This window comes from Pseudomonas sp. FP2335 (assembly GCF_030687535.1).
Taxonomy (GTDB): Bacteria; Pseudomonadota; Gammaproteobacteria; order Pseudomonadales; family Pseudomonadaceae; genus Aquipseudomonas.
In genome coordinates this window covers 5,806,094-5,823,065 of sequence record NZ_CP117437.1, presented here as the reverse complement: position 1 = coordinate 5,823,065, position 16,972 = coordinate 5,806,094, and the positions used below count along the sequence as shown (strand labels likewise).

The 16,972-nt window shown below is 62.3% G+C and carries 19 protein-coding genes; 9 read left to right on the top strand and 10 right to left on the bottom strand.

Annotation, left to right across the window (positions count from 1 at the left end; genetic code table 11):
- The first annotated feature begins 306 nt into the window (after positions 1-306).
- Entirely contained in the window at positions 307-639 is a 333-nt protein-coding gene (gene sutA, locus PSH81_RS26370; protein ID WP_305391732.1) for a transcriptional regulator SutA, read from the top strand.
- A gap of 194 nt (positions 640-833) precedes the next feature.
- Here sutA and PSH81_RS26365 read toward each other — a convergent pair whose 3' ends face one another.
- Genes PSH81_RS26365 through PSH81_RS26340 form a run of 6 tightly spaced genes read right to left on the bottom strand, consistent with a single transcriptional unit; the run spans position 834 to position 5,416 of the window.
- Positions 834-1,529, bottom strand: coding sequence for an HAD family hydrolase (locus tag PSH81_RS26365; protein WP_305391731.1), 696 nt, complete (start codon positions 1,527-1,529; stop codon positions 834-836).
- Entirely contained in the window at positions 1,526-2,425 is a 900-nt protein-coding gene (gene xerC / locus PSH81_RS26360) for a tyrosine recombinase XerC (RefSeq protein ID WP_192297975.1), read from the bottom strand. The genes PSH81_RS26365 and xerC overlap by 4 nt, the downstream gene beginning before the upstream one ends.
- Before the next feature lie 2 nt (positions 2,426-2,427).
- Positions 2,428-3,144: a DUF484 family protein gene (locus tag PSH81_RS26355; protein ID WP_192297974.1), complete on the bottom strand. Its 717-nt coding sequence runs from the start codon at positions 3,142-3,144 to the stop codon at positions 2,428-2,430.
- Positions 3,145-3,157: 13 nt separating this feature from the next.
- On the bottom strand, positions 3,158-3,988 hold the full coding sequence (gene dapF, locus PSH81_RS26350) for a diaminopimelate epimerase (protein ID WP_192297973.1): 831 nt from the start codon (positions 3,986-3,988) through the stop codon (positions 3,158-3,160).
- Between the two features lie 3 nt (positions 3,989-3,991).
- The gene (gene lysA / locus PSH81_RS26345) at positions 3,992-5,239 is read right to left on the bottom strand and encodes a diaminopimelate decarboxylase (RefSeq protein WP_192297972.1); all 1,248 of its coding nucleotides are present in this window, start codon (positions 5,237-5,239) and stop codon (positions 3,992-3,994) included.
- 9 nt (positions 5,240-5,248) lie between these two features.
- On the bottom strand, positions 5,249-5,416 hold the full coding sequence (locus PSH81_RS26340) for a lipoprotein (RefSeq protein ID WP_192297971.1): 168 nt from the start codon (positions 5,414-5,416) through the stop codon (positions 5,249-5,251).
- Positions 5,417-5,654: 238 nt separating this feature from the next.
- Here PSH81_RS26340 and cyaY point away from each other — a divergent pair, with 238 nt between their 5' ends.
- The 3 genes from cyaY (at position 5,655) to rnk (ending at position 6,753) form a co-directional block, all read left to right on the top strand.
- Complete coding sequence (cyaY, locus tag PSH81_RS26335; protein WP_027608321.1) at positions 5,655-5,987, top strand: iron donor protein CyaY; 333 nt, start codon at positions 5,655-5,657, stop codon at positions 5,985-5,987.
- A gap of 2 nt (positions 5,988-5,989) precedes the next feature.
- On the top strand, positions 5,990-6,208 hold the full coding sequence (locus PSH81_RS26330; protein ID WP_192298242.1) for a DUF1289 domain-containing protein: 219 nt from the start codon (positions 5,990-5,992) through the stop codon (positions 6,206-6,208).
- 131 nt (positions 6,209-6,339) lie between these two features.
- Positions 6,340-6,753, top strand: coding sequence for a nucleoside diphosphate kinase regulator (gene rnk, locus PSH81_RS26325; RefSeq protein WP_192297970.1), 414 nt, complete (start codon positions 6,340-6,342; stop codon positions 6,751-6,753).
- Here rnk and PSH81_RS26320 read toward each other — a convergent pair.
- From PSH81_RS26320 to PSH81_RS26310, 3 genes are all read right to left on the bottom strand, one after another.
- Entirely contained in the window at positions 6,750-9,590 is a 2,841-nt protein-coding gene (locus PSH81_RS26320; protein ID WP_226454653.1) for a class I adenylate cyclase, read from the bottom strand. The genes rnk and PSH81_RS26320 overlap by 4 nt on opposite strands.
- A 170-nt stretch (positions 9,591-9,760) precedes the next feature.
- Positions 9,761-10,015 (bottom strand): TIGR02647 family protein, encoded by a 255-nt coding sequence (locus tag PSH81_RS26315; RefSeq protein WP_003195403.1) that lies wholly within the window; start codon positions 10,013-10,015, stop codon positions 9,761-9,763.
- A 96-nt stretch (positions 10,016-10,111) separates the two neighbouring features.
- Entirely contained in the window at positions 10,112-10,396 is a 285-nt protein-coding gene (locus tag PSH81_RS26310) for a hypothetical protein (RefSeq protein WP_192297968.1), read from the bottom strand.
- Positions 10,397-10,523: 127 nt separating this feature from the next.
- On the opposite strand from PSH81_RS26310, the gene PSH81_RS26305 reads away from it, so the two are divergent.
- Complete coding sequence (locus PSH81_RS26305) at positions 10,524-11,183, top strand: glutathione S-transferase family protein (protein ID WP_305391730.1); 660 nt, start codon at positions 10,524-10,526, stop codon at positions 11,181-11,183.
- Positions 11,184-11,357: 174 nt separating this feature from the next.
- On the opposite strand, the gene argH is transcribed toward PSH81_RS26305, so the two are convergent.
- The gene (gene argH / locus PSH81_RS26300; RefSeq protein ID WP_192297966.1) at positions 11,358-12,752 is read right to left on the bottom strand and encodes an argininosuccinate lyase; all 1,395 of its coding nucleotides are present in this window, start codon (positions 12,750-12,752) and stop codon (positions 11,358-11,360) included.
- A 503-nt stretch (positions 12,753-13,255) separates the two neighbouring features.
- On the opposite strand from argH, the gene PSH81_RS26295 reads away from it, so the two are divergent.
- From PSH81_RS26295 to PSH81_RS26280, 4 genes are all read left to right on the top strand, one after another.
- Positions 13,256-14,002, top strand: coding sequence for a LytTR family DNA-binding domain-containing protein (locus PSH81_RS26295; protein WP_192297965.1), 747 nt, complete (start codon positions 13,256-13,258; stop codon positions 14,000-14,002).
- Positions 14,003-14,140: 138 nt separating this feature from the next.
- Positions 14,141-15,082, top strand: coding sequence for a hydroxymethylbilane synthase (gene hemC / locus PSH81_RS26290; RefSeq protein WP_192297964.1), 942 nt, complete (start codon positions 14,141-14,143; stop codon positions 15,080-15,082).
- Positions 15,079-15,837, top strand: coding sequence for a uroporphyrinogen-III synthase (locus tag PSH81_RS26285; protein WP_305391729.1), 759 nt, complete (start codon positions 15,079-15,081; stop codon positions 15,835-15,837). Before hemC ends, PSH81_RS26285 begins: the two co-directional genes overlap by 4 nt.
- A gap of 18 nt (positions 15,838-15,855) precedes the next feature.
- Positions 15,856-16,971, top strand: coding sequence for a uroporphyrinogen-III C-methyltransferase (locus PSH81_RS26280; RefSeq protein ID WP_226454650.1), 1,116 nt, complete (start codon positions 15,856-15,858; stop codon positions 16,969-16,971).
- Position 16,972: the final 1 nt, after the last annotated feature.

The following is a 16,972-nucleotide window of genomic DNA, read 5'->3' as shown; positions in this document are numbered from 1 at the left end:
GCGTTGTGTTTGTGATGGGGCACACAAGCCACTTTCAAGCATGCGAATGTCTTACAGGCATGTAGGCGTATTCGGCACTTTGTTTTTTTCCTGAGCGCGCTAGAATGCGCGCCGATGGGCGCAGAACTGTATTTATCCGGCGAGCAGCGTGAACACGGCGGTGCTCGTAAAGTCCTCGCCATCTTGCACGGTGATGGGGCATAAGCCACTGGTTATCCGGTGGATGTTGATTTTTTTCCAGCGGCCTCGACAGGGGATGAAGCTGGGCTATAACTAATCTGCTTTTCGCAAGTCATGAGGTAGAACATGAGCGACGATGATCTGGAAAACGACGACCTCGAAGTAGGTGATGACGACGAGACCGATGAAGGTCTTGAAGTTGCAGCGGATGATGACAGTGCCGACGAGGTCGATGACAGTGGCGACGACGCTGCTCCCAAGGCCAAAGGCAAAGCCAAGGCCGCCGTTTCGGTAGATGAACTGCCGAGCGTTGAAGCCAAGAACAAAGAGCGCGATGCGCTGGCCCGCGCGATGGAAGAATTCCTCGCCAAAGGCGGCAAAGTGCAGGAAGTCGAGGCCAACGTGGTGGCAGATCCACCGAAGAAGCCGGATAACAAGTACGGCAGCCGACCTATCTGAGGTCAGCCACCTGCTTGTAAGAAAAGCCCGCCGTCGCTGCGGGCTTTTTCATGTCTGGAATAATTTCCTAAGGCCCGCCGCATACCCAATGTGGGAGCGGGCTTGCTCGCGAATGCAGTCTGTCAGTTACTGATGTGCTGACTGACACACCGCATTCGCGAGCAAGCCCGCTCCCACAGGTTTGATCTGCGTTTTTACTGCCAGCCGCGAAGCAACTCTGGCAATTGCGCCAGGTTACGAATCTCGGCATCCGGGCGCTTATCTGCATCCCACACCTTGCCCGTCGGGTTGAACCACACCGCCCGCAACCCCGCCTGCTGCGCCCCGGCAATGTCATCCCCTGGATGATCGCCGATATGCACCGCCGCACTGGCCTCCACGCCGCCGCGCTTCATAGCCTCCTGAAACAATCGCGCATCTGGTTTGGCAATCCCGATGTCTTCGGCGCGCAGGGCAAAGTGGAAGTAGTCGGCCAGGCCAACGCGCTGCACATCGGCATTGCCGTTGGTGATTACCCCTAGCAGGAAGTGCTGACGCAGCGCTTGCAGCATCGGTTCGGTTTCAGGGAACGGGGTGAGCTGATGACGCGCATGAATGAACGCCTCAAAACACACATCGGCCATTTGTGTGGCCTCGGGCTGTGGATAACCGGCTTCTTCAAAGGCATGCATCAACACCCGGTGGCGCAGCACGCTGATGCGGTGCTTCAGCTCCGGATGGCGCTCCAGCACCTGCTGGCGCAGGCTGGCGAAATGCTCCAGGGGCAAGTCGCCGACCTTCGACGCGTGGTTCGCCAGCCATTCACGCATCGACGCTTCGGCGCTGATGATGACGGGTACGTTGTCCCAGAGCGTGTCGTCCAGGTCGAAGGTGATCAGCTTGATACTCATGAGTCGCCGCCCTTGATGCGTTTGGCCCGTGGATGGGCGCTGTCGTACACCGTTGCCAGGTGTTGGAAATCCAGGTGGGTGTAGATCTGCGTGGTCTTGATGTCGGCGTGGCCGAGCAGTTCCTGCACCGCGCGCAGGTCCTGGGATGATTCGAGCAAATGGCTGGCGAAGGAGTGGCGCAGCATGTGCGGGTGCAGGTTCTGGCCCAATTCACGCTCGCCCGCCGCCTTGACGCGCAATTGGATGGCACGTGGCCCCAGGCGTCGGCCTTGTTGGCTGACAAACACCGCGTCGTCCGCCGGGTTGGTCAACAACCGCAGCGGCAGCCACAGTTGCAGGGCTTCGCGGGCTTTGCGGCCCACCGGCAGCACTCGGGTCTTGCTGCCTTTGCCCAGCACTTGCACCAGGCCGTCCGCCAGGTCCAGTTGATCCAGGTTCAGGCCGGTCAGTTCCGACAGGCGCAGACCTGAGGAATAGAACAGTTCGAGGATCGCCTGGTCGCGATGGGCCAGGAAGTCGTCCTCGACCGCACCGTCGAGCAATTGCAGGGCGCGGTCGGTGTCGAGGGTCTTGGGCAGGCGTCGCTCGCCTTTGGGCGGTGACAGGCCATTGGCCGGGTCGTGCTCGCACAGGCCTTCGCGATTGAGATAGTGATACAGGCCGCGCACCGCCGACAGCAGGCGCGACAGGCTGCGCGAGGATTGGCCGGCCTGGTGCAGGCGAGCAATCAAGCTGCGCAGGCTTTGGATGTCCAGGGCCTTCCAGCTGGCGATCTGCTGTTTTTCGCAGTACGCCAGGACCTTGTTCAAGTCGCGCCGATAGGCTTCCAGGGTGTGGGGCGACACCTGGCGCTCGCTGCGCAGGTGAGCGCAGTAAGCGTCCAGTTGCCGTTCCATGCCTAGCGCACCGCGCGCAGGGCGGTGGTGAAACGCGGCAGGACGCGGCCCAGCACTTCGGCGATGTAGGTCAAGAACAACGTACCCACCGAGCTTTTGTAGTGCGCCGGGTCGCGGCTGGCGATGGCGAGAACGCCATGCAGGCCTTGATGGCTGAGGGCGACGACGGCAGTGGAGCCGATCTGCTTGCGCTGTTCGGCGCCAAACAGGAAGTCCAGCTCATGCTCGCGCAGGGTGCCGCTGATGGTCTTGCCTTCGGACAGCAGGCCGCCGATGGCGGTCTGTGCTTCGGCACCGCTGACCCATCGCCCCACCGGCATCGGGTTGTCGCTGAACAGGATCAGGCTGACAAAGGGCACCTGGAAATCCTGGCGCAGGCTGTCTTCCACGGCGATCACCGTTTCTTCCAGGCTGGTGGCGTCCATCAGTGTGAGGATCAGGCGGCGGGTTTTCTCGAACAGGCGGTCGTTGTCGCGGGCCACGTCCATCAGGTGCGAGAGCTTGTGGCGCATTTCGATGTTGCGCTCGCGCAGGATCTTCATCTGCCGCTCCACCAGCGACACGGTGTCGCCGCGCTGGTGGGGGATGCGCAGGGCCGGCAGCAGCTCCTCGTGTTCGACGAAGAAGTCCGGATTAGCCTCAAGGTACGCCGCGACGGCAGCGGCCTCCAGACTGTCGCTCGGGGATGCTTGTGCGGGTACTTGAGGCTTATCGGTCATTGGCTGGGCTCACTCATAGACGGACCTGTCCTTCGTATACACGCGAGGCCGGCCCGGTCATCAGTACCGGGTGGCCAGGGCCTGCCCATTCGATGGACAGACGTCCGCCGGGCAGGTCGATCAACAGTGGCGAATCCATCCACCCCTGGCTGATCGCGGCCACGGCAGCGGCGCAAGCACCGGTGCCGCAAGCCTGGGTTTCGCCGGCACCGCGTTCCCAGACGCGCAATTGCGCGCGGGAACGGTCGATCACCTGCAGGAAACCTACGTTGACCCGGGCCGGAAAGCGCGGGTGGTGTTCGAGCTTGGGCCCCAATTCGTGTACGGGCGCGTTATTGATGTCGTGGACCCGCAGTACCGCATGGGGGTTGCCCATGGACACGGCGGCCAGCTCGACACTCTGCCCGTCGACGTCGACCGTGTAGCTGGCGGCCTGCTCGGTGGCCTGGAACGGAATGTCCGCCGGCACCAGGCGTGGCGCGCCCATGTTGACGCTGATCTGGCCGTCGTTGCGGACGTCCAGTTCGATCACGCCGCTCTTGGTCTCGACGCGGATCTGGCGCTTGGCGGTCAGGCGCTTGTCCAGCACAAAACGCGCAAAGCAGCGCGCGCCGTTGCCGCACTGTTCCACTTCGGAGCCGTCGGCGTTGAAGATCCGGTAACGGAAATCCACCTCCGGGTTGCTCGGCGCCTCGACGATCAGCAATTGGTCGAAACCGATGCCGGTGTGACGGTCGCCCCACTGTTTAGCGTGTTTGGGCAGGATATGCGCGTGCTGGCTGACCAGGTCGAGGACCATGAAATCATTGCCCAGCCCGTGCATCTTGGTAAAACGCAGCAGCATGGCTTACTCCGGCAGCAGGCTTTCGCCAGCATACAACTCGGCTACCGTCTCGCGGCGACGCACTTCAAACGCTTGATCACCGTCCACCAGCACCTCGGCGGTACGCCCGCGGGTGTTGTAGTTGGAACTCATGACAAACCCGTAGGCACCGGCCGAATGCACGGCCAGCAGGTCGCCTTCTTCCAGGGCCAGCTGACGATCCTTGGCCAGGAAGTCGCCGGTCTCGCAGATCGGGCCGACGATGTCGTAGGCGCGCGCTTCGCTGTCGCGAGGGGTTACGGCGGTGACGTTCATCCAGGCCTGGTACAGCGCTGGGCGGATCAGGTCGTTCATCGCCGCGTCGACGATGGCGAAATCCTTGTGTTCGGTGTGCTTGAGGTACTCGACCTGGGTCAGCAGCACGCCGGCGTTGGCGACGATATAGCGGCCCGGCTCGAACAGCAGCGCCAGGCCACGGCCTTCGATGCGCTCGCGCACAGCCTTGATGTAGTCGGCGATCTGCGGCGGCTCTTCATCGCGGTAACGCACACCTACGCCACCACCGAGGTCGATGTGGTGCAGGTAGATGCCGCACTCACCGAGGCGGTCGACCAGTGCCAGCAGGCGGTCGAGGGCGTCGAGGAACGGTGGCAGGGTGGTCAGTTGCGAGCCGATATGGCAGTCGACACCCAGTACTTCCAGGTTTGGCAGTTGGGCGGCGCGGATGTACACGTCCTCGGCGTCGGCAATGGCGATGCCGAACTTGTTCTCTTTGAGACCGGTGGAAATGTACGGGTGGGTGCCGGCGTCGACGTCCGGGTTGACGCGCAGGGAGATCGGCGCGCGAACGCCCATCTCGGCGGCCACCACTTGCAGGCGTTCCAGCTCGTCGGTGGATTCGACGTTGAAGCAGTGCACGCCGACTTCGAGGGCGCGGCGCATGTCGTCGCGGCTCTTGCCGACGCCGGAGAATACGATCTTGTCAGCCTGGCCGCCGGCGGCCAGTACACGTTCGAGCTCGCCACGGGAGACGATGTCGAAACCAGCGCCCAAGCGCGCCAGGACATTCAGTACACCCAGGTTGGAGTTGGCCTTGACCGCGTAGCACACCAGGCTCGGCGTGCCTTCCAGCGCGTCGGCAAAGCTGCGGTATTGGGCTTCGATGTGCGCACGGGAGTACACGTAGGTCGGGGTGCCAAAACGTTCGGCAATCGCGGACAGCGCCACGCCTTCCGCGAACAGCTCGCCGTTCCGGTAGTTAAAAGCGTCCATGAATGTCCCTTAGTAGGTGTCGTGCTTATGCGCTTTTGCAGATTTTTGCGACGATTGCGCCTGTTCATTCGGGTCTTTACTGTCGTCGGGCAGGTACAGCGGGCCTTTTTGACCACAGGCACTAACGAGGCAAGCGACCGCGACGAGCGCAGCAAGGGAAGAGATCAGGCGCTTCATGGCGAAATCCTTGAATATGCATTAATTGCGCCCGAGTATACCGACCACCCGCCAGCTTGCCTATGCGCTGAAATACCCGTCCGGCGGGGGTTTGCCGAGATGGCTGCGAAGCGGACTACGCTGACTGGGGATATTTCATACCGCCAATCGCGATGGAATCGGTATCCTTTGCAATCGGCCGGGCTCGCCCGTATCGTGCGGCGCTTGAGCAAAACCAGACACTTTTGAGGTTGCCACAATGAGTTTGACCGAAGCCCGTTTTCACGACTTGGTGGATGCGACCCAGCAGGCGCTGGAAGATATTTTCGACGACAGCGGCCTGGATGTAGACCTGGAGAATTCGGCTGGCGTGCTGACCGTCAAGTTCGAGAGTGGCCAACAACTGATCTTCAGCCGCCAGGAGCCGCTGCGTCAGCTGTGGCTGGCGGCGCGTTCCGGTGGCGTGCACTTCGACTACGACGAAGAAAGCGGCAAATGGCAGTGCGACAAGAGTGAAGAGTTGTTGGGCGAAATGCTTGCGCGCCTGGTCCACGAATACACCGGCGCCGAGCTGGACTTCGACGAGATCTGATGGTGACGCAGCCCGCTCCCGTACGTCCGCCCAAGCCGCTGTTCAGCAATGTCAGCCCGGCGGTGCCGTCACCTTGTATCAGTTTGTGTCGCCTGGACGAGGAAAAAGTCTGCCGCGGCTGCTTCCGTCACGTCGAAGACATCCGTGAATGGCGCTCCGCCGACGATGCGCGGCGCCGGGTGATTTGCGCCGAGGCCGAGCAGCGCAGGGCTGGCGCCTGAGGTCGTCTTGTTTATTTGTGACGCTGTGGTAGTGTCCGGCTACGCCTCAACTCATCGAGGCCAGTGAGAACCCCGCCTTTTTCTGGCGGGGTTTTGCTTTTTTGTGCAGAAAAAAGGAGTCTGCCTGAATCATGACCACCGCACCGTCCATCATCCTCACCCGTCTTGACGTGCAGCGTCTGGAGCAACTGATCGACCGCCTGGGCGACGAGTCTCCTGGCGTCGAAGCATTGCAAGCCGAACTCGACCGCGCCGAAGAGGTGGTTGGCCACGATGAAGTGCCTGCGGGTGTCGTGACCATGAACTCCAGCGTGCATTGCCGTGAACAAGGCAGTGGCAAGGACTACCACCTGACCCTGGTCTACCCGAAACACGCGAATGCCGATGAAGGCAAGATCTCGATCCTGGCACCTGTGGGCAGCGCGTTGCTGGGCCTGCAAGTGGGCCAGCATATCGACTGGCCGGCGCCCGGCGGCAAGACCCTCAAGCTGGAACTGCTCAGTGTTGACGGCCAGCCCAAGGACGGCGGCGCCTTCCCGCTCTAAATCTGCTTCAGCGCCGCGTTGAGCGAAAGCTCCAGCTCGGCCTTGTAACGCAGGTACAGGTTGCTCGGGCTTTGCACGTCGCCGAGCAGGCCCGACAGGTCCAGATCGGTGATGTAGCAGCGGTAGCGCTCGGTTTCCCGGCGCTGCCCGACGATCTCCTGAGCGACCACGCTAAAGAGCTGGTCGCCAAATTCCAGTTCGCAGAACTCCCGCTGATTGCAATACAAGGTAACGCCCACCTGGCCCGGTGCGGCCTTGCCAATAATCGCCTGCACGTCATAAAACGGTTTGTTGGCCGAGTTCTGCGGCGCCGGACGCGGCTCGACGCTGCGCGCGCGATTGCTGCCCGACGGCAACAGTTGGTAATACAGGATTTGCACTTCACCCAAGGGTTGCCTGTTGTCCAGCGGTGCCAGTGCTTCGCGTCGATAGATGATCGATTGCAGGAAGCGCTGCAGCGGCGCCAACAGGCTCTGCTCATCATGAAACGGCAATTGCTGGCGCCAGAGCGCGTTGAACTCATCCAGCACGTACAGCTCGGCAACACCGTCGTTGACCCGGTAGAACACCTGCACGCAATCGGCCAGGCCCATGGGCAGCAACAGCGCCAGGTCGTCGCCTTCCAGTGCCATGGCGTCCAGGTGCAGCGGGCTGTAGCCTGCCAGCTCTTCGCTGAGGTAGCTGATCAATGCGTCCTGGGTTGGCAGCGGTACGTGGGTGGCCTGGCCCGGCACCAGCTCCATCACGTGATAGTGCTGCTGCACCTGCAACAGGTAGCGGTGATTGCCTTGAGCCAGCAGCAGGTTCTGCGCGGTGTCGAAGATGTCCTCGACGCGCTGGGCAATGAACTGCGCACGGTTGTGACAGAAACAGCGCACCCGCAGGCGTGGCAGGTGATCCGACGGCAGTTGGTTCAGGTAGTCGCGCAGGCAATCGAGCAGGGCGTGCGGGCCGTCGTAGCGGCTGACCAGCACCTCGTTCCAACTATTGAGCGTGACCTGATCCAGGGTCAGGACCAGGTTGTCACGCACCCCGGCGTAGCTCAGGGAGTCGGTACGCTCGGTGGTCATCAGGATGTTCAGGTCGCGGTGGTGCTTGAGCGGGTCGACGCCGACGTTGATCAACAGCAGCACTTCCTCTGGCACGGCCGAGCGCAGCAGGCGTTCTTCATCGACACTGGCCAGGGGCAGGGCGACCGTCTGTTGCAGACTGCCGAGCAGGTTGAACAGCTCGAATTCGGTCATGTCGCTGATGCCAGGGTGCAGCGCCAGGCGGGTGCTGCTGTCGATGACGCCGTTGCGATGGCACCAGGTGAGCATCTCCAGCAGGTCGCGGCTGCGTTTGATCGGCGCGAAGTGTTCCGATTCCTGGGCTGTGAGGTTGCCGTTGTACAGGCCCCAGTAATGTTGACCGGGCTCCTTACGGTTGGGCGATTGCACCAGGGTCAGGGTGTCTTCAGCCAGGTCCGGGGCGATGCCGGGGTTGATGAACTCGACTTTGCTGGCCTTGCGCTCGAACGCGGCATACAGGCGGCGGCCGAGTACATTCAGGTCGCGCTTGTTGATCAGGCTGACGGTCTGCTCGGTGCGGGCGAACTGGGTAAGGAAGCGGTAGCTGTAGTTCAGCTCGTTGACCAGAGCGCGGCGCTCGGAGGCAACCTGGCGCACTTTCCATTGGCTGCGGCTGTCGAGCAGGGCCAGCTGGCGTTGGTCCCAGCCCCATTCGTGGGCCAGCCGCTCCAGCAGCAAGCGTTGCCAGCTGGTGGTGCGCTGGCCAGCGCTGAGCTTGCGGTTGACCTTCAGGTACAGGGCGCGTCGCACCAGTTCCAGACGCTCGGGCTCGTTGCGTGCCTTGAGGTATTCCTCGATGCGGCGGTAGACCACGATGTAGGGGTCCAACTCGTCGAGGTCGATCTGATTGGCGAACACCGCCCGCTTGAACCGCAGGCTCAAGCAATGCACGTGGGGGTGTTCGCTGGCGTAGACCTCGGTCAGCAGCAGCTTGAGCACCGATTTGTAGGGTGATTCGATGCCCTTGAACAGCTGCCACAGCCCGGCGCCGATGAACTCCCCCGGAGGGATGCGCGCCAGATGGCCGAGGTCGAGGGTTTCGTCGGCGCGGATAAAGCGCTTGGAGATCAGCGTGTGGGTGAATTCGGCGTAGCGGGTTTCTTCATACACCGGCACCAGCCACCAGATCGGCGTGCGTCCGGCCAGCCAGATGGCGGTACGGTAGAACTCGTCCAGCAGCAAGTAGTGCTGGGTGGTACCGCAGTCGTCGGAACTGAGCTGGGTGTCGCGCTCGCCCAGTACAAAGCGTGTCGGCTCGATCAGGAAGAAATGCGCTTCGGCGCCCATGCCCAGGGCCCAGGTTTCCAGCAACTGACACTTCTTGCGCAACTCGGCCAGTTCGTTTTCGCCGAGGTCCGGGGCGTGGCAGACCCACACGTCCATATCGCTCTGGTCGGCCTGGGCCAGGGTGCCGAGGCTGCCCATCAGAAACAGGCCGTGGATCGGCTGCGGCGGGTTGCCGTGGCGTGGCTTATAGGAAAACGAACGGGTCAGGCGCTGGGCTTCGGCCAGGGCTTGGGTGTCGGGTTCGAAATTCGACAGCCCGGCCGGCGTGCTTCCGGAGACGTAGCCGGGCAACAGCGGATGATTGACGTGGAAGAACAGCGGCAACAGGGTCAACACGCTTTGTTGGCGTGGTGTCAGCCCCTCGACAGCCCGGGCCATGCGGCCGTCGTTGAGCGCCATGAAGCGCGCACGCAGTTGGGCCAGCACCTTGCGGTCGATGCCTTCGTCCAGGTCAGGGCGGATTTCATGGGTGCGGGTCATGTCGAGCTCGGTGGCGCGCAGGGCCCGACGTGGGCGGCCGTATTGGAGTTTACCGCCAGGAGCATAGGAGGTTTAGAGGGTAATCGGTCTTTGACGTCAGAACTTTAACCCTTTCACAGCAGCGCCCCCGGAATCCGCATTGGGCGGACTCCATGGGCGGGTATCGAGCGTCAGGCGGCTTCTTTGGTACTGGCGGTGGTCAGGATGGTCAGCAGGGTTTGGGCCTGCTCTGCAGCGTCACGGCCAAGGCTGGTCAGGTAGCCTCCGTCCGGCTGGTCGATAAGTCCTTTGGCGTGGAGGCGCTTGGCTGCGGCGATAGCAGTGGGAGCGGCGGTCTGGTGGACTTTCAGACCTTCCTTGGTGCTGTCCAATGGGAAGAGTACAAGGATTTCCAGTTCGGCAACCAACTCAGGGGTATACGACATAAGGACTCCAGACTTTCTAAGAATTTATTAGAGGCTAGCAGGCCATAAGGTGAACGCACTTTGCCGAACTGTCCAGCGTGTTGCTGCGCCCTTGGATTATTGCTTTTCCGGCGGCAGATCCGGCAGGGCGCGCAGTGCAGTTTCATACCATTCGGTATTGAACGCACGGTCCTCTTCCAGCAGCGCATCAATCTCGACAGCCAGCACGTGGGCCATCAGTTGCAGGATTTCTTCACGCTCGTAACCCACCAGGGTCAACTTGTTGAACGTGGCCTTGGCCGCTGGTGGGTTTTCGCTTTCGATCTGGTTCTCGATCGCTTCGATCAGGGTGTTTTCGGCGAATTCTTCTTCGTCGTTGTCGATATCGGTCGGCTCGCTCATGGCAGGCTCCTCACAGGAAAGGGCGCCAGTCTACCCCCATTCAGGCGGGTGATGCTGCTGGCAACGTCGGGCTCTGGGAGCTATAACCCTTGCAGCCAACCCCATTCCCGGCCTGGAGGCGCCAGCAATGCTCAAGCTCTACGGATTCTCGGTCAGCAACTACTACAACATGGTCAAGCTCGCGCTGCTGGAGAAGGGACTGCCGTTCGAAGAGGTGCCCTTTTTTTCCGGGCAGACCTCCGATGTCTTTGCGGTCAGCCCACGTGGCAAGGTGCCAGTCCTCGGCGTCAAGCAGGGGTTTATCAACGAAACCAGCGTGATCCTCGAATACATCGAACAGAGCCAGGAAGGGCCTTCGCTGCTGCCCGCCGAGCCGTTCCAGCGAGCCCAGGTGCTGGCGCTGTGCAGGGAGATCGAGTTGTACATCGAGCTGCCGGCCCGTACTTGTTACCCCGAAGCGTTTATGGGCATGCCGGTGCCGGAGGCGATCAAGGAGAAGTCCAGGTCCGAGTTGCTACTGGGGTTCGGTGCGCTGGGCAGGCACGGCAAGTTTGCGCCGTATGTGGCGGGGGAGAGCTTCACGATTGCCGATCTGTATTTCATGTACAGCGTGAACCTCGCCTGCGCGGTGGGCGAGAAGCTGTTTGGGCTGGATTTGCTGGCTGAGATGCCGGCGGCCAAGGCGTTGCTGGAAAAACTGCATGCACTGCCCAATGCCCAGAAGGTCGCGGCGGACAGGGAAGCGGCGATGCCGGCGTTCAGGGCGATGATTGCTGCCAAGAAATAAGCAAGCCCGAGTGGATCAAGTGTGGGAGCGGGCTTGCTCGCGAAAGCGGTGTGTCAGTCAGCCCATAGCTAACTGATAGACCTTATTCGCGGGCAAGCCCGCTCCCACATTTGCCCGAGGTGTCTGGTAGTACTCGGTCTCTAGTGGGAGCTGGCTTGCCCGCGCTGCTTTTAGCTAGCGGCTGGCGAGCAATGCCTGGCCACGTGCAACGGCGGCCTTCACCTGCGCCGGTGCGGTCCCGCCAATATGGTCACGCGCATTCACCGAACCTTCCAGGGTCAGCACGGCAAACACATCCTGCTCGATCTGGTCACTGAACTGGCGCAGTTCTTCCAGGCTCATTTCCGCCAGGTCCTTGCCGGTGTCCACGCCGTATTTCACGGCGTGACCAACGATTTCGTGGCAGTCACGGAACGGCAGGCCGCGGCGTACCAGGTAGTCCGCCAGGTCGGTCGCGGTGGAGAACCCGCGCAGCGCCGCTTCACGCATGATCGCGTGCTTGGGCTTGATCGCCGGGATCATGTCGGCAAACGCGCGCAGCGAGTCGCGCAGGGTGTCGGCGGCGTCGAACAGCGGTTCCTTGTCTTCCTGGTTGTCCTTGTTGTAGGCCAATGGCTGGCCTTTCATCAGGGTCAGCAGGCCCATCAGTGCGCCGAATACGCGGCCGCTTTTGCCACGCACCAGCTCTGGCACGTCGGGGTTTTTCTTTTGCGGCATGATCGAACTGCCGGTGCAGAAGCGGTCCGGCAGGTCGATGAACTGGAATTGCGCGCTGGTCCACAGCACCAACTCTTCGGAGAAACGCGACAGGTGCATCATCGCGATGCTGGCCGCAGCGCAGAATTCGATGGCGAAGTCACGGTCGGACACGCCGTCCAGAGAGTTGCCGCCCACGGCGTCGAAGCCCAGCAGTTGCGCGGTGTAGGCGCGGTCGATCGGGTAGGTGGTGCCGGCCAGTGCGGCGCTGCCCAGCGGCATGCGGTTGGCGCGCTTGCGGCAATCCACCAGACGCTCGTAGTCGCGGCTGAGCATTTCGAACCAGGCCAGCAGGTGGTGGCCGAAAGTCACGGGCTGTGCGGTTTGCAGGTGGGTGAAGCCGGGCATGATGGTGGCGGATTCACGCTCGGCCTGCTCCAGCAGGCCTTTTTGCAGGCGGGTGATCTCGCCCAGGATCAAGTCAATCTCGTCACGAATCCACAGGCGGATGTCGGTGGCGACCTGGTCGTTGCGGCTACGGCCGGTGTGCAGTTTCTTGCCGGTCACACCGATGCGGTCGGTGAGGCGGGCCTCGATATTCATGTGCACGTCTTCCAGGTCGACGCGCCAGTCGAACGTGCCGGCTTCGATCTCACCCTGGATGGTGTTCAGGCCATCGATGATGCTGTCGCGCTCGGCGTCGGTCAGCACGCCGACCTTGGCCAGCATCGTGGCGTGGGCGATCGAGCCCATGATGTCGTGGCGGTACAGGCGCTGGTCGAAGGTGACGGAGGCGGTGAAGCGGGCGACGAAGGCGTCGACGGGTTCACTGAAGCGGCCGCCCCAGGACTGGTTGGTCTTGTCGGTGCTCATGGATTCGCTCGTGATCTGCTTTAAAGAGGCTTGGAGGTGTGCCGGCGATAATAACAGGGTTGCCCGTGGAGGCGGTGCTACGGGTGATCGGCATTTTTATTTGCACGAAGGATGGCAAAGTGCCTTGCCGCCGGACGCGTCCGGGAAGAGACTGGACTCGGGTGTTTATTGAAACGATATTTGACGATAGAGCAATACCGTCGCAGTGAGCGTCTACAGTTGCACTGAACAGAGCGTGAATGCACCAATGTCGGGTGCTGCGGTCAGAGCCCTGACTATCCATCAAACACGGGGGGATTCGGATTGTGTATCAGCAAACCCTACGACGATGCCCGAAGTCAGAAGGTCCTGGGCGCAATTGAACAGGTCCGGGTAAATATGGGTGCCGCTGTCAGGGCACTTTTTGCCGCTCGCGCTAGTCTTAGCGTGGATCGCTGTGACGCAAGTCACCGCACCTGTCTACGCTATCCTTGTGCGAGACTCACGCAGGAATCCAGCGCAATATGAATGTCCTGATCGTTGAAGACGAACCCCAAGCCCGCGAGCGACTGAGCCGTTTGGTCAGTGAACTCGAGGGTTATACAGTCCTTGAACCGAGCGCCACCACGGGCGAAGAAGCGTTGACGCTGATCGACAGCCTCAAGCCGGATGTGGTGTTGCTCGATATTCGCCTGCCGGGCCTTGATGGCCTGCAAGTCGCCGCCCGCCTGAGCGAGCGTGAATCGCCACCGGCGTTGGTGTTGTGCGCGGCCGAAGCGGAATTTTCGGCGCAGACCCTTGAGGTCAGTGGCGTCAGCTTCCTGTCCAAGCCGGTCGAGGCAGGTGCGTTGCTCAAGGCCCTGAAAAAGGCCGAGCGCCCCAACCGCAGCCAGCTCACCGCCTTGACCCAGCCTGCCGCCCAAAGTGGCAACGGGCCGCGCAGCCATATCAGCGCGCGTACCCGCAAGGGCATCGAGCTGATTCCCCTGAGCCAGGTGGTCTACTTTATTGCCGATCACAAATACGTGACCCTGCGCCACGAGGGCGGTGAAGTGCTGCTCGATGAGCCGCTCAAGGCTCTTGAGGATGAGTTCGGCGACCGCTTCGTGCGAATCCACCGCAATGCCCTGGTGGCCCGCGATCGCATTGAACGCCTGCAACGCACGCCACTGGGGCACTTTCAGTTGTTCCTGAAAGGGCTTAATGGCGATGCGTTGATCGTCAGCCGACGCCATGTCGCCGGTGTGCGCAAGATGATGCAGCAGCTTTAGCCCAAGGGTTTTGGCGCGACCTGCAGTCCTTATCCCGGTGCGATGCGGCCAGGGAGGCCCCGCACTTGCTGATTCAAATCAAAGCGTATTTGCCTGAGCTGTTATTATCTGCCGTATCTATTCAGTACGGATTGATCCATGTCCTCTCGCGAAATCCGCATCGCCACCCGTAAAAGTGCCCTTGCCCTGTGGCAGGCCGAATACGTCAAAGCACGCCTCGAGCAGGCCCATCCCGGCCTCACGGTGTCCCTGGTGCCCATGGTCAGTCGCGGCGACAAGCTGCTCGACTCGCCGCTGTCGAAGATCGGCGGCAAGGGCCTGTTCGTCAAGGAACTGGAAACTGCGTTGCTGGACAACGAAGCCGACATCGCCGTGCATTCGATGAAAGATGTGCCCATGGACTTCCCTGAAGGCCTGGGCCTTTTTTGTATCTGCGAGCGCGAAGATCCGCGCGATGCCTTCGTCTCCAATACCTACGCGTCCCTGGATGAGTTGCCCCAGGGCAGCATCGTCGGCACCTCCAGCCTACGGCGTCAGGCGCAGCTGTTGACCCGTCGCCCGGACCTGCAGATCCGCTTCCTGCGCGGCAACGTCAACACGCGCCTGGCCAAGCTGGATGCCGGTGAATATGACGCGATTATCCTGGCGGCAGCCGGTCTGATTCGCTTGGGCTTCGAAGACCGCATCACGTCGGCCATCAGCGTCGAAGACAGCTTGCCGGCCGGTGGCCAGGGCGCCGTGGGTATCGAATGCCGCACCGCTGACACTGAAATCCACGCACTGCTCAAGCCTCTTGATCACCACGACACTGAGGTGCGCGTTACCGCCGAACGTGCCCTGAACAAACACCTTAATGGGGGCTGCCAGGTGCCCATCGCCTGTTACGCGGTGCTCGAAGGTGAAAACCTGTGGCTGCGCGGCCTGGTCGGCGACCCGGACGGCGGCACCCTGTTGACCGCCGAGGTCCGTGGCCCGCAGGGCGACGCGGCAGCTTTGGGTATTCAGGTGGCCAACGCGCTGCTGGACCAGGGCGCCGGTGCCATCCTGCAAAAAGTCTACGGCGAGGCCGGCCCGCAGTGACCGATTGGCGTGTGCTGCTGACGCGGCCTGCCGAGGAGTGTCTGGCCTTGGCGGCGTCGTTGTCGGCAGCCGGGATCTTCAGCAGCAGCCTGCCGTTGCTGGACATCGAGCCGCTTCCCGTCACCCCCGAACAACAGGCCGTGTTTCGTGACCTGGGCCGCTATTGCGCGGTGATTGTGGTCAGCAAGCCGGCCGCCCGCCTGGCGTTGCAGCAGTTGGATCGCGCCTGGCCGCAGTTGCCGTGGTTCAGCGTCGGCGCCGCCACGGCCCAGGTATTGGCCGATCATGGCCTCAACGTTCACTATCCCCCAACCGGCGACGACAGCGAGGCCTTGCTAGCACTACCCGCCTTGCGCGAGGCTATCGCACGGCCTGGCGCCCGGGTGTTGATCCTGCGCGGCGAAGGCGGCCGGGAGCTGCTGGCTGAGCGTTTGCGCGAGAGAGGTGCTAGTGTCGACTATCTGGAGTTGTACCGTCGTTTCCTACCGACCTACGCCGCTGGGGCACTGGTGCAACGCATCCAGTTGGAACGCTTGAACGGCGTGGTGGTCAGCAGTGGGCAGGGTTTTTTACACCTGCAAGCCCTGGCCGGTGTCGATTGGCCCCAGGTGGCACAGTTGCCGTTGTTCGTGCCGAGCCCGCGAGTCTGTGAGATGGCGCGGGCTGCCGGCGCAGAAAAAGTTGTGGATTGTCGCGGCGCGAGTGCCGCGGCGTTGTTAGTGGCGTTGCGCGCCCATCGTGCGGCCACTCTCTGATACGCAAAGGACGGATACGTGAGCGAAACAGCCTTGCCCAAAGATGAAACCCAACCCGCAGCTGCTGCGTCGGTTGAGTCAGCTGTCACCGCGCCACGCCGTGGCAATGGCCTGGCGATCGTTGCCCTGTTACTCGGTGCGGCCGGTGTTGCCGCTGGCGGCTGGGGGCTCTGGCAGGTCCGTGCCTTGCAAGCCGGCAGCCAGCAACAGCTGGGCCAGGTGCAGACGCTTGCCGAACAGACTCAAGGCCTCAAGCAGGGTCAGCAACAGTTGGCGGCACGCCTGGCCCAGTTGCCGGCTGCGGACGAGCTCGAAGAGCGTCGCCGCCTGGTAGCCCAATTGCAGGGCGATCAACAGCGCCTCAGCCAGCGCCTGGAAACCGTGCTGGGTGCCAGCCGCCAGGATTGGCGCCTGGCGGAAGCCGAGCACCTGATCCGTCTGGCCAGCCTGCGTTTGTCGGCCTTGCAGGACATCAACAGCGCCCAGTCGCTGGTGCAGGGCGCCGACGAAATCCTGCGTGAGCAAAGCGATCCGGGCGCCTACGCCGCCCGTGAACAATTGGCCAAGAGCCTGGCCGCGCTGCGCAGTACCGAGCAGCCGGACCGCACCGGGCTGTACCTGCAACTGGCGGCGCTGCGCGATCAGGTGGTGCAACTGGCCGCGATCGCACCGGAATATCAGCTCACCGAACCTGCGTCCCAAGGGCGCCCGACCACCGATACCGAAAGCCGCTGGAGCCAATGGTGGGAGCAGATCTCGCGCTACTTCCGCATCGACTTCAACCCTGACGACAACATCCGCCCACTCCTGGCCGGCCAGGGTTTGAACCAGGTGCGCCTGGCCCTGAGCCTGGCGCTGGAGCAGGCGCAATGGGCTGCGCTCAACGGCGAGACGGCGGTCTACAGCCGCTCGTTGGGCGAGGCGCGTAGCGTGCTGCAGGACAACTTCAATCAGGACAACCCGCAGAGCAAGGCGATGCTGGCGCGTATCGCCGAGCTTGAGCCCAAGGCCGTGTCGGTGGTGACGCCGGATCTGGCGGCGAGCCTGGCAGCTGTGCAGGCATACCTTGAGCGCCGCCATTTGTCTGCCGACGAAGCCAAGGCGTCGGCGGGTAAGCCGGCCACCCAGGAGTGAA

Excerpts from the sequence above, each read along its gene's own strand:
- dapF (WP_192297973.1), bottom strand. The coding sequence starts at position 3,988 with ATGCTGCTGCGTTTTACCAAGATGCACGGGCTGGGCAATGATTTCATG.
- argH (WP_192297966.1), bottom strand. The coding sequence starts at position 12,752 with ATGAGCACCGACAAGACCAACCAGTCCTGGGGCGGCCGCTTCAGTGAA.
- cyaY (WP_027608321.1), top strand. The coding sequence starts at position 5,655 with ATGAGTTTGACCGAAGCCCGTTTTCACGACTTGGTGGATGCGACCCAG.
- hemC (WP_192297964.1), top strand. The coding sequence starts at position 14,141 with ATGTCCTCTCGCGAAATCCGCATCGCCACCCGTAAAAGTGCCCTTGCC.
- PSH81_RS26340 (WP_192297971.1), bottom strand. The coding sequence starts at position 5,416 with ATGAAGCGCCTGATCTCTTCCCTTGCTGCGCTCGTCGCGGTCGCTTGC.
- PSH81_RS26295 (WP_192297965.1), top strand. The coding sequence starts at position 13,256 with ATGAATGTCCTGATCGTTGAAGACGAACCCCAAGCCCGCGAGCGACTG.
- xerC (WP_192297975.1), bottom strand. The coding sequence starts at position 2,425 with ATGGAACGGCAACTGGACGCTTACTGCGCTCACCTGCGCAGCGAGCGC.
- PSH81_RS26365 (WP_305391731.1), bottom strand. The coding sequence starts at position 1,529 with ATGAGTATCAAGCTGATCACCTTCGACCTGGACGACACGCTCTGGGAC.
- rnk (WP_192297970.1), top strand. The coding sequence starts at position 6,340 with ATGACCACCGCACCGTCCATCATCCTCACCCGTCTTGACGTGCAGCGT.
- PSH81_RS26355 (WP_192297974.1), bottom strand. The coding sequence starts at position 3,144 with ATGACCGATAAGCCTCAAGTACCCGCACAAGCATCCCCGAGCGACAGT.
- sutA (WP_305391732.1), top strand. The coding sequence starts at position 307 with ATGAGCGACGATGATCTGGAAAACGACGACCTCGAAGTAGGTGATGAC.
- lysA (WP_192297972.1), bottom strand. The coding sequence starts at position 5,239 with ATGGACGCTTTTAACTACCGGAACGGCGAGCTGTTCGCGGAAGGCGTG.
- PSH81_RS26310 (WP_192297968.1), bottom strand. The coding sequence starts at position 10,396 with ATGAGCGAGCCGACCGATATCGACAACGACGAAGAAGAATTCGCCGAA.
- PSH81_RS26315 (WP_003195403.1), bottom strand. The coding sequence starts at position 10,015 with ATGTCGTATACCCCTGAGTTGGTTGCCGAACTGGAAATCCTTGTACTC.
- PSH81_RS26320 (WP_226454653.1), bottom strand. The coding sequence starts at position 9,590 with ATGACCCGCACCCATGAAATCCGCCCTGACCTGGACGAAGGCATCGAC.
- PSH81_RS26305 (WP_305391730.1), top strand. The coding sequence starts at position 10,524 with ATGCTCAAGCTCTACGGATTCTCGGTCAGCAACTACTACAACATGGTC.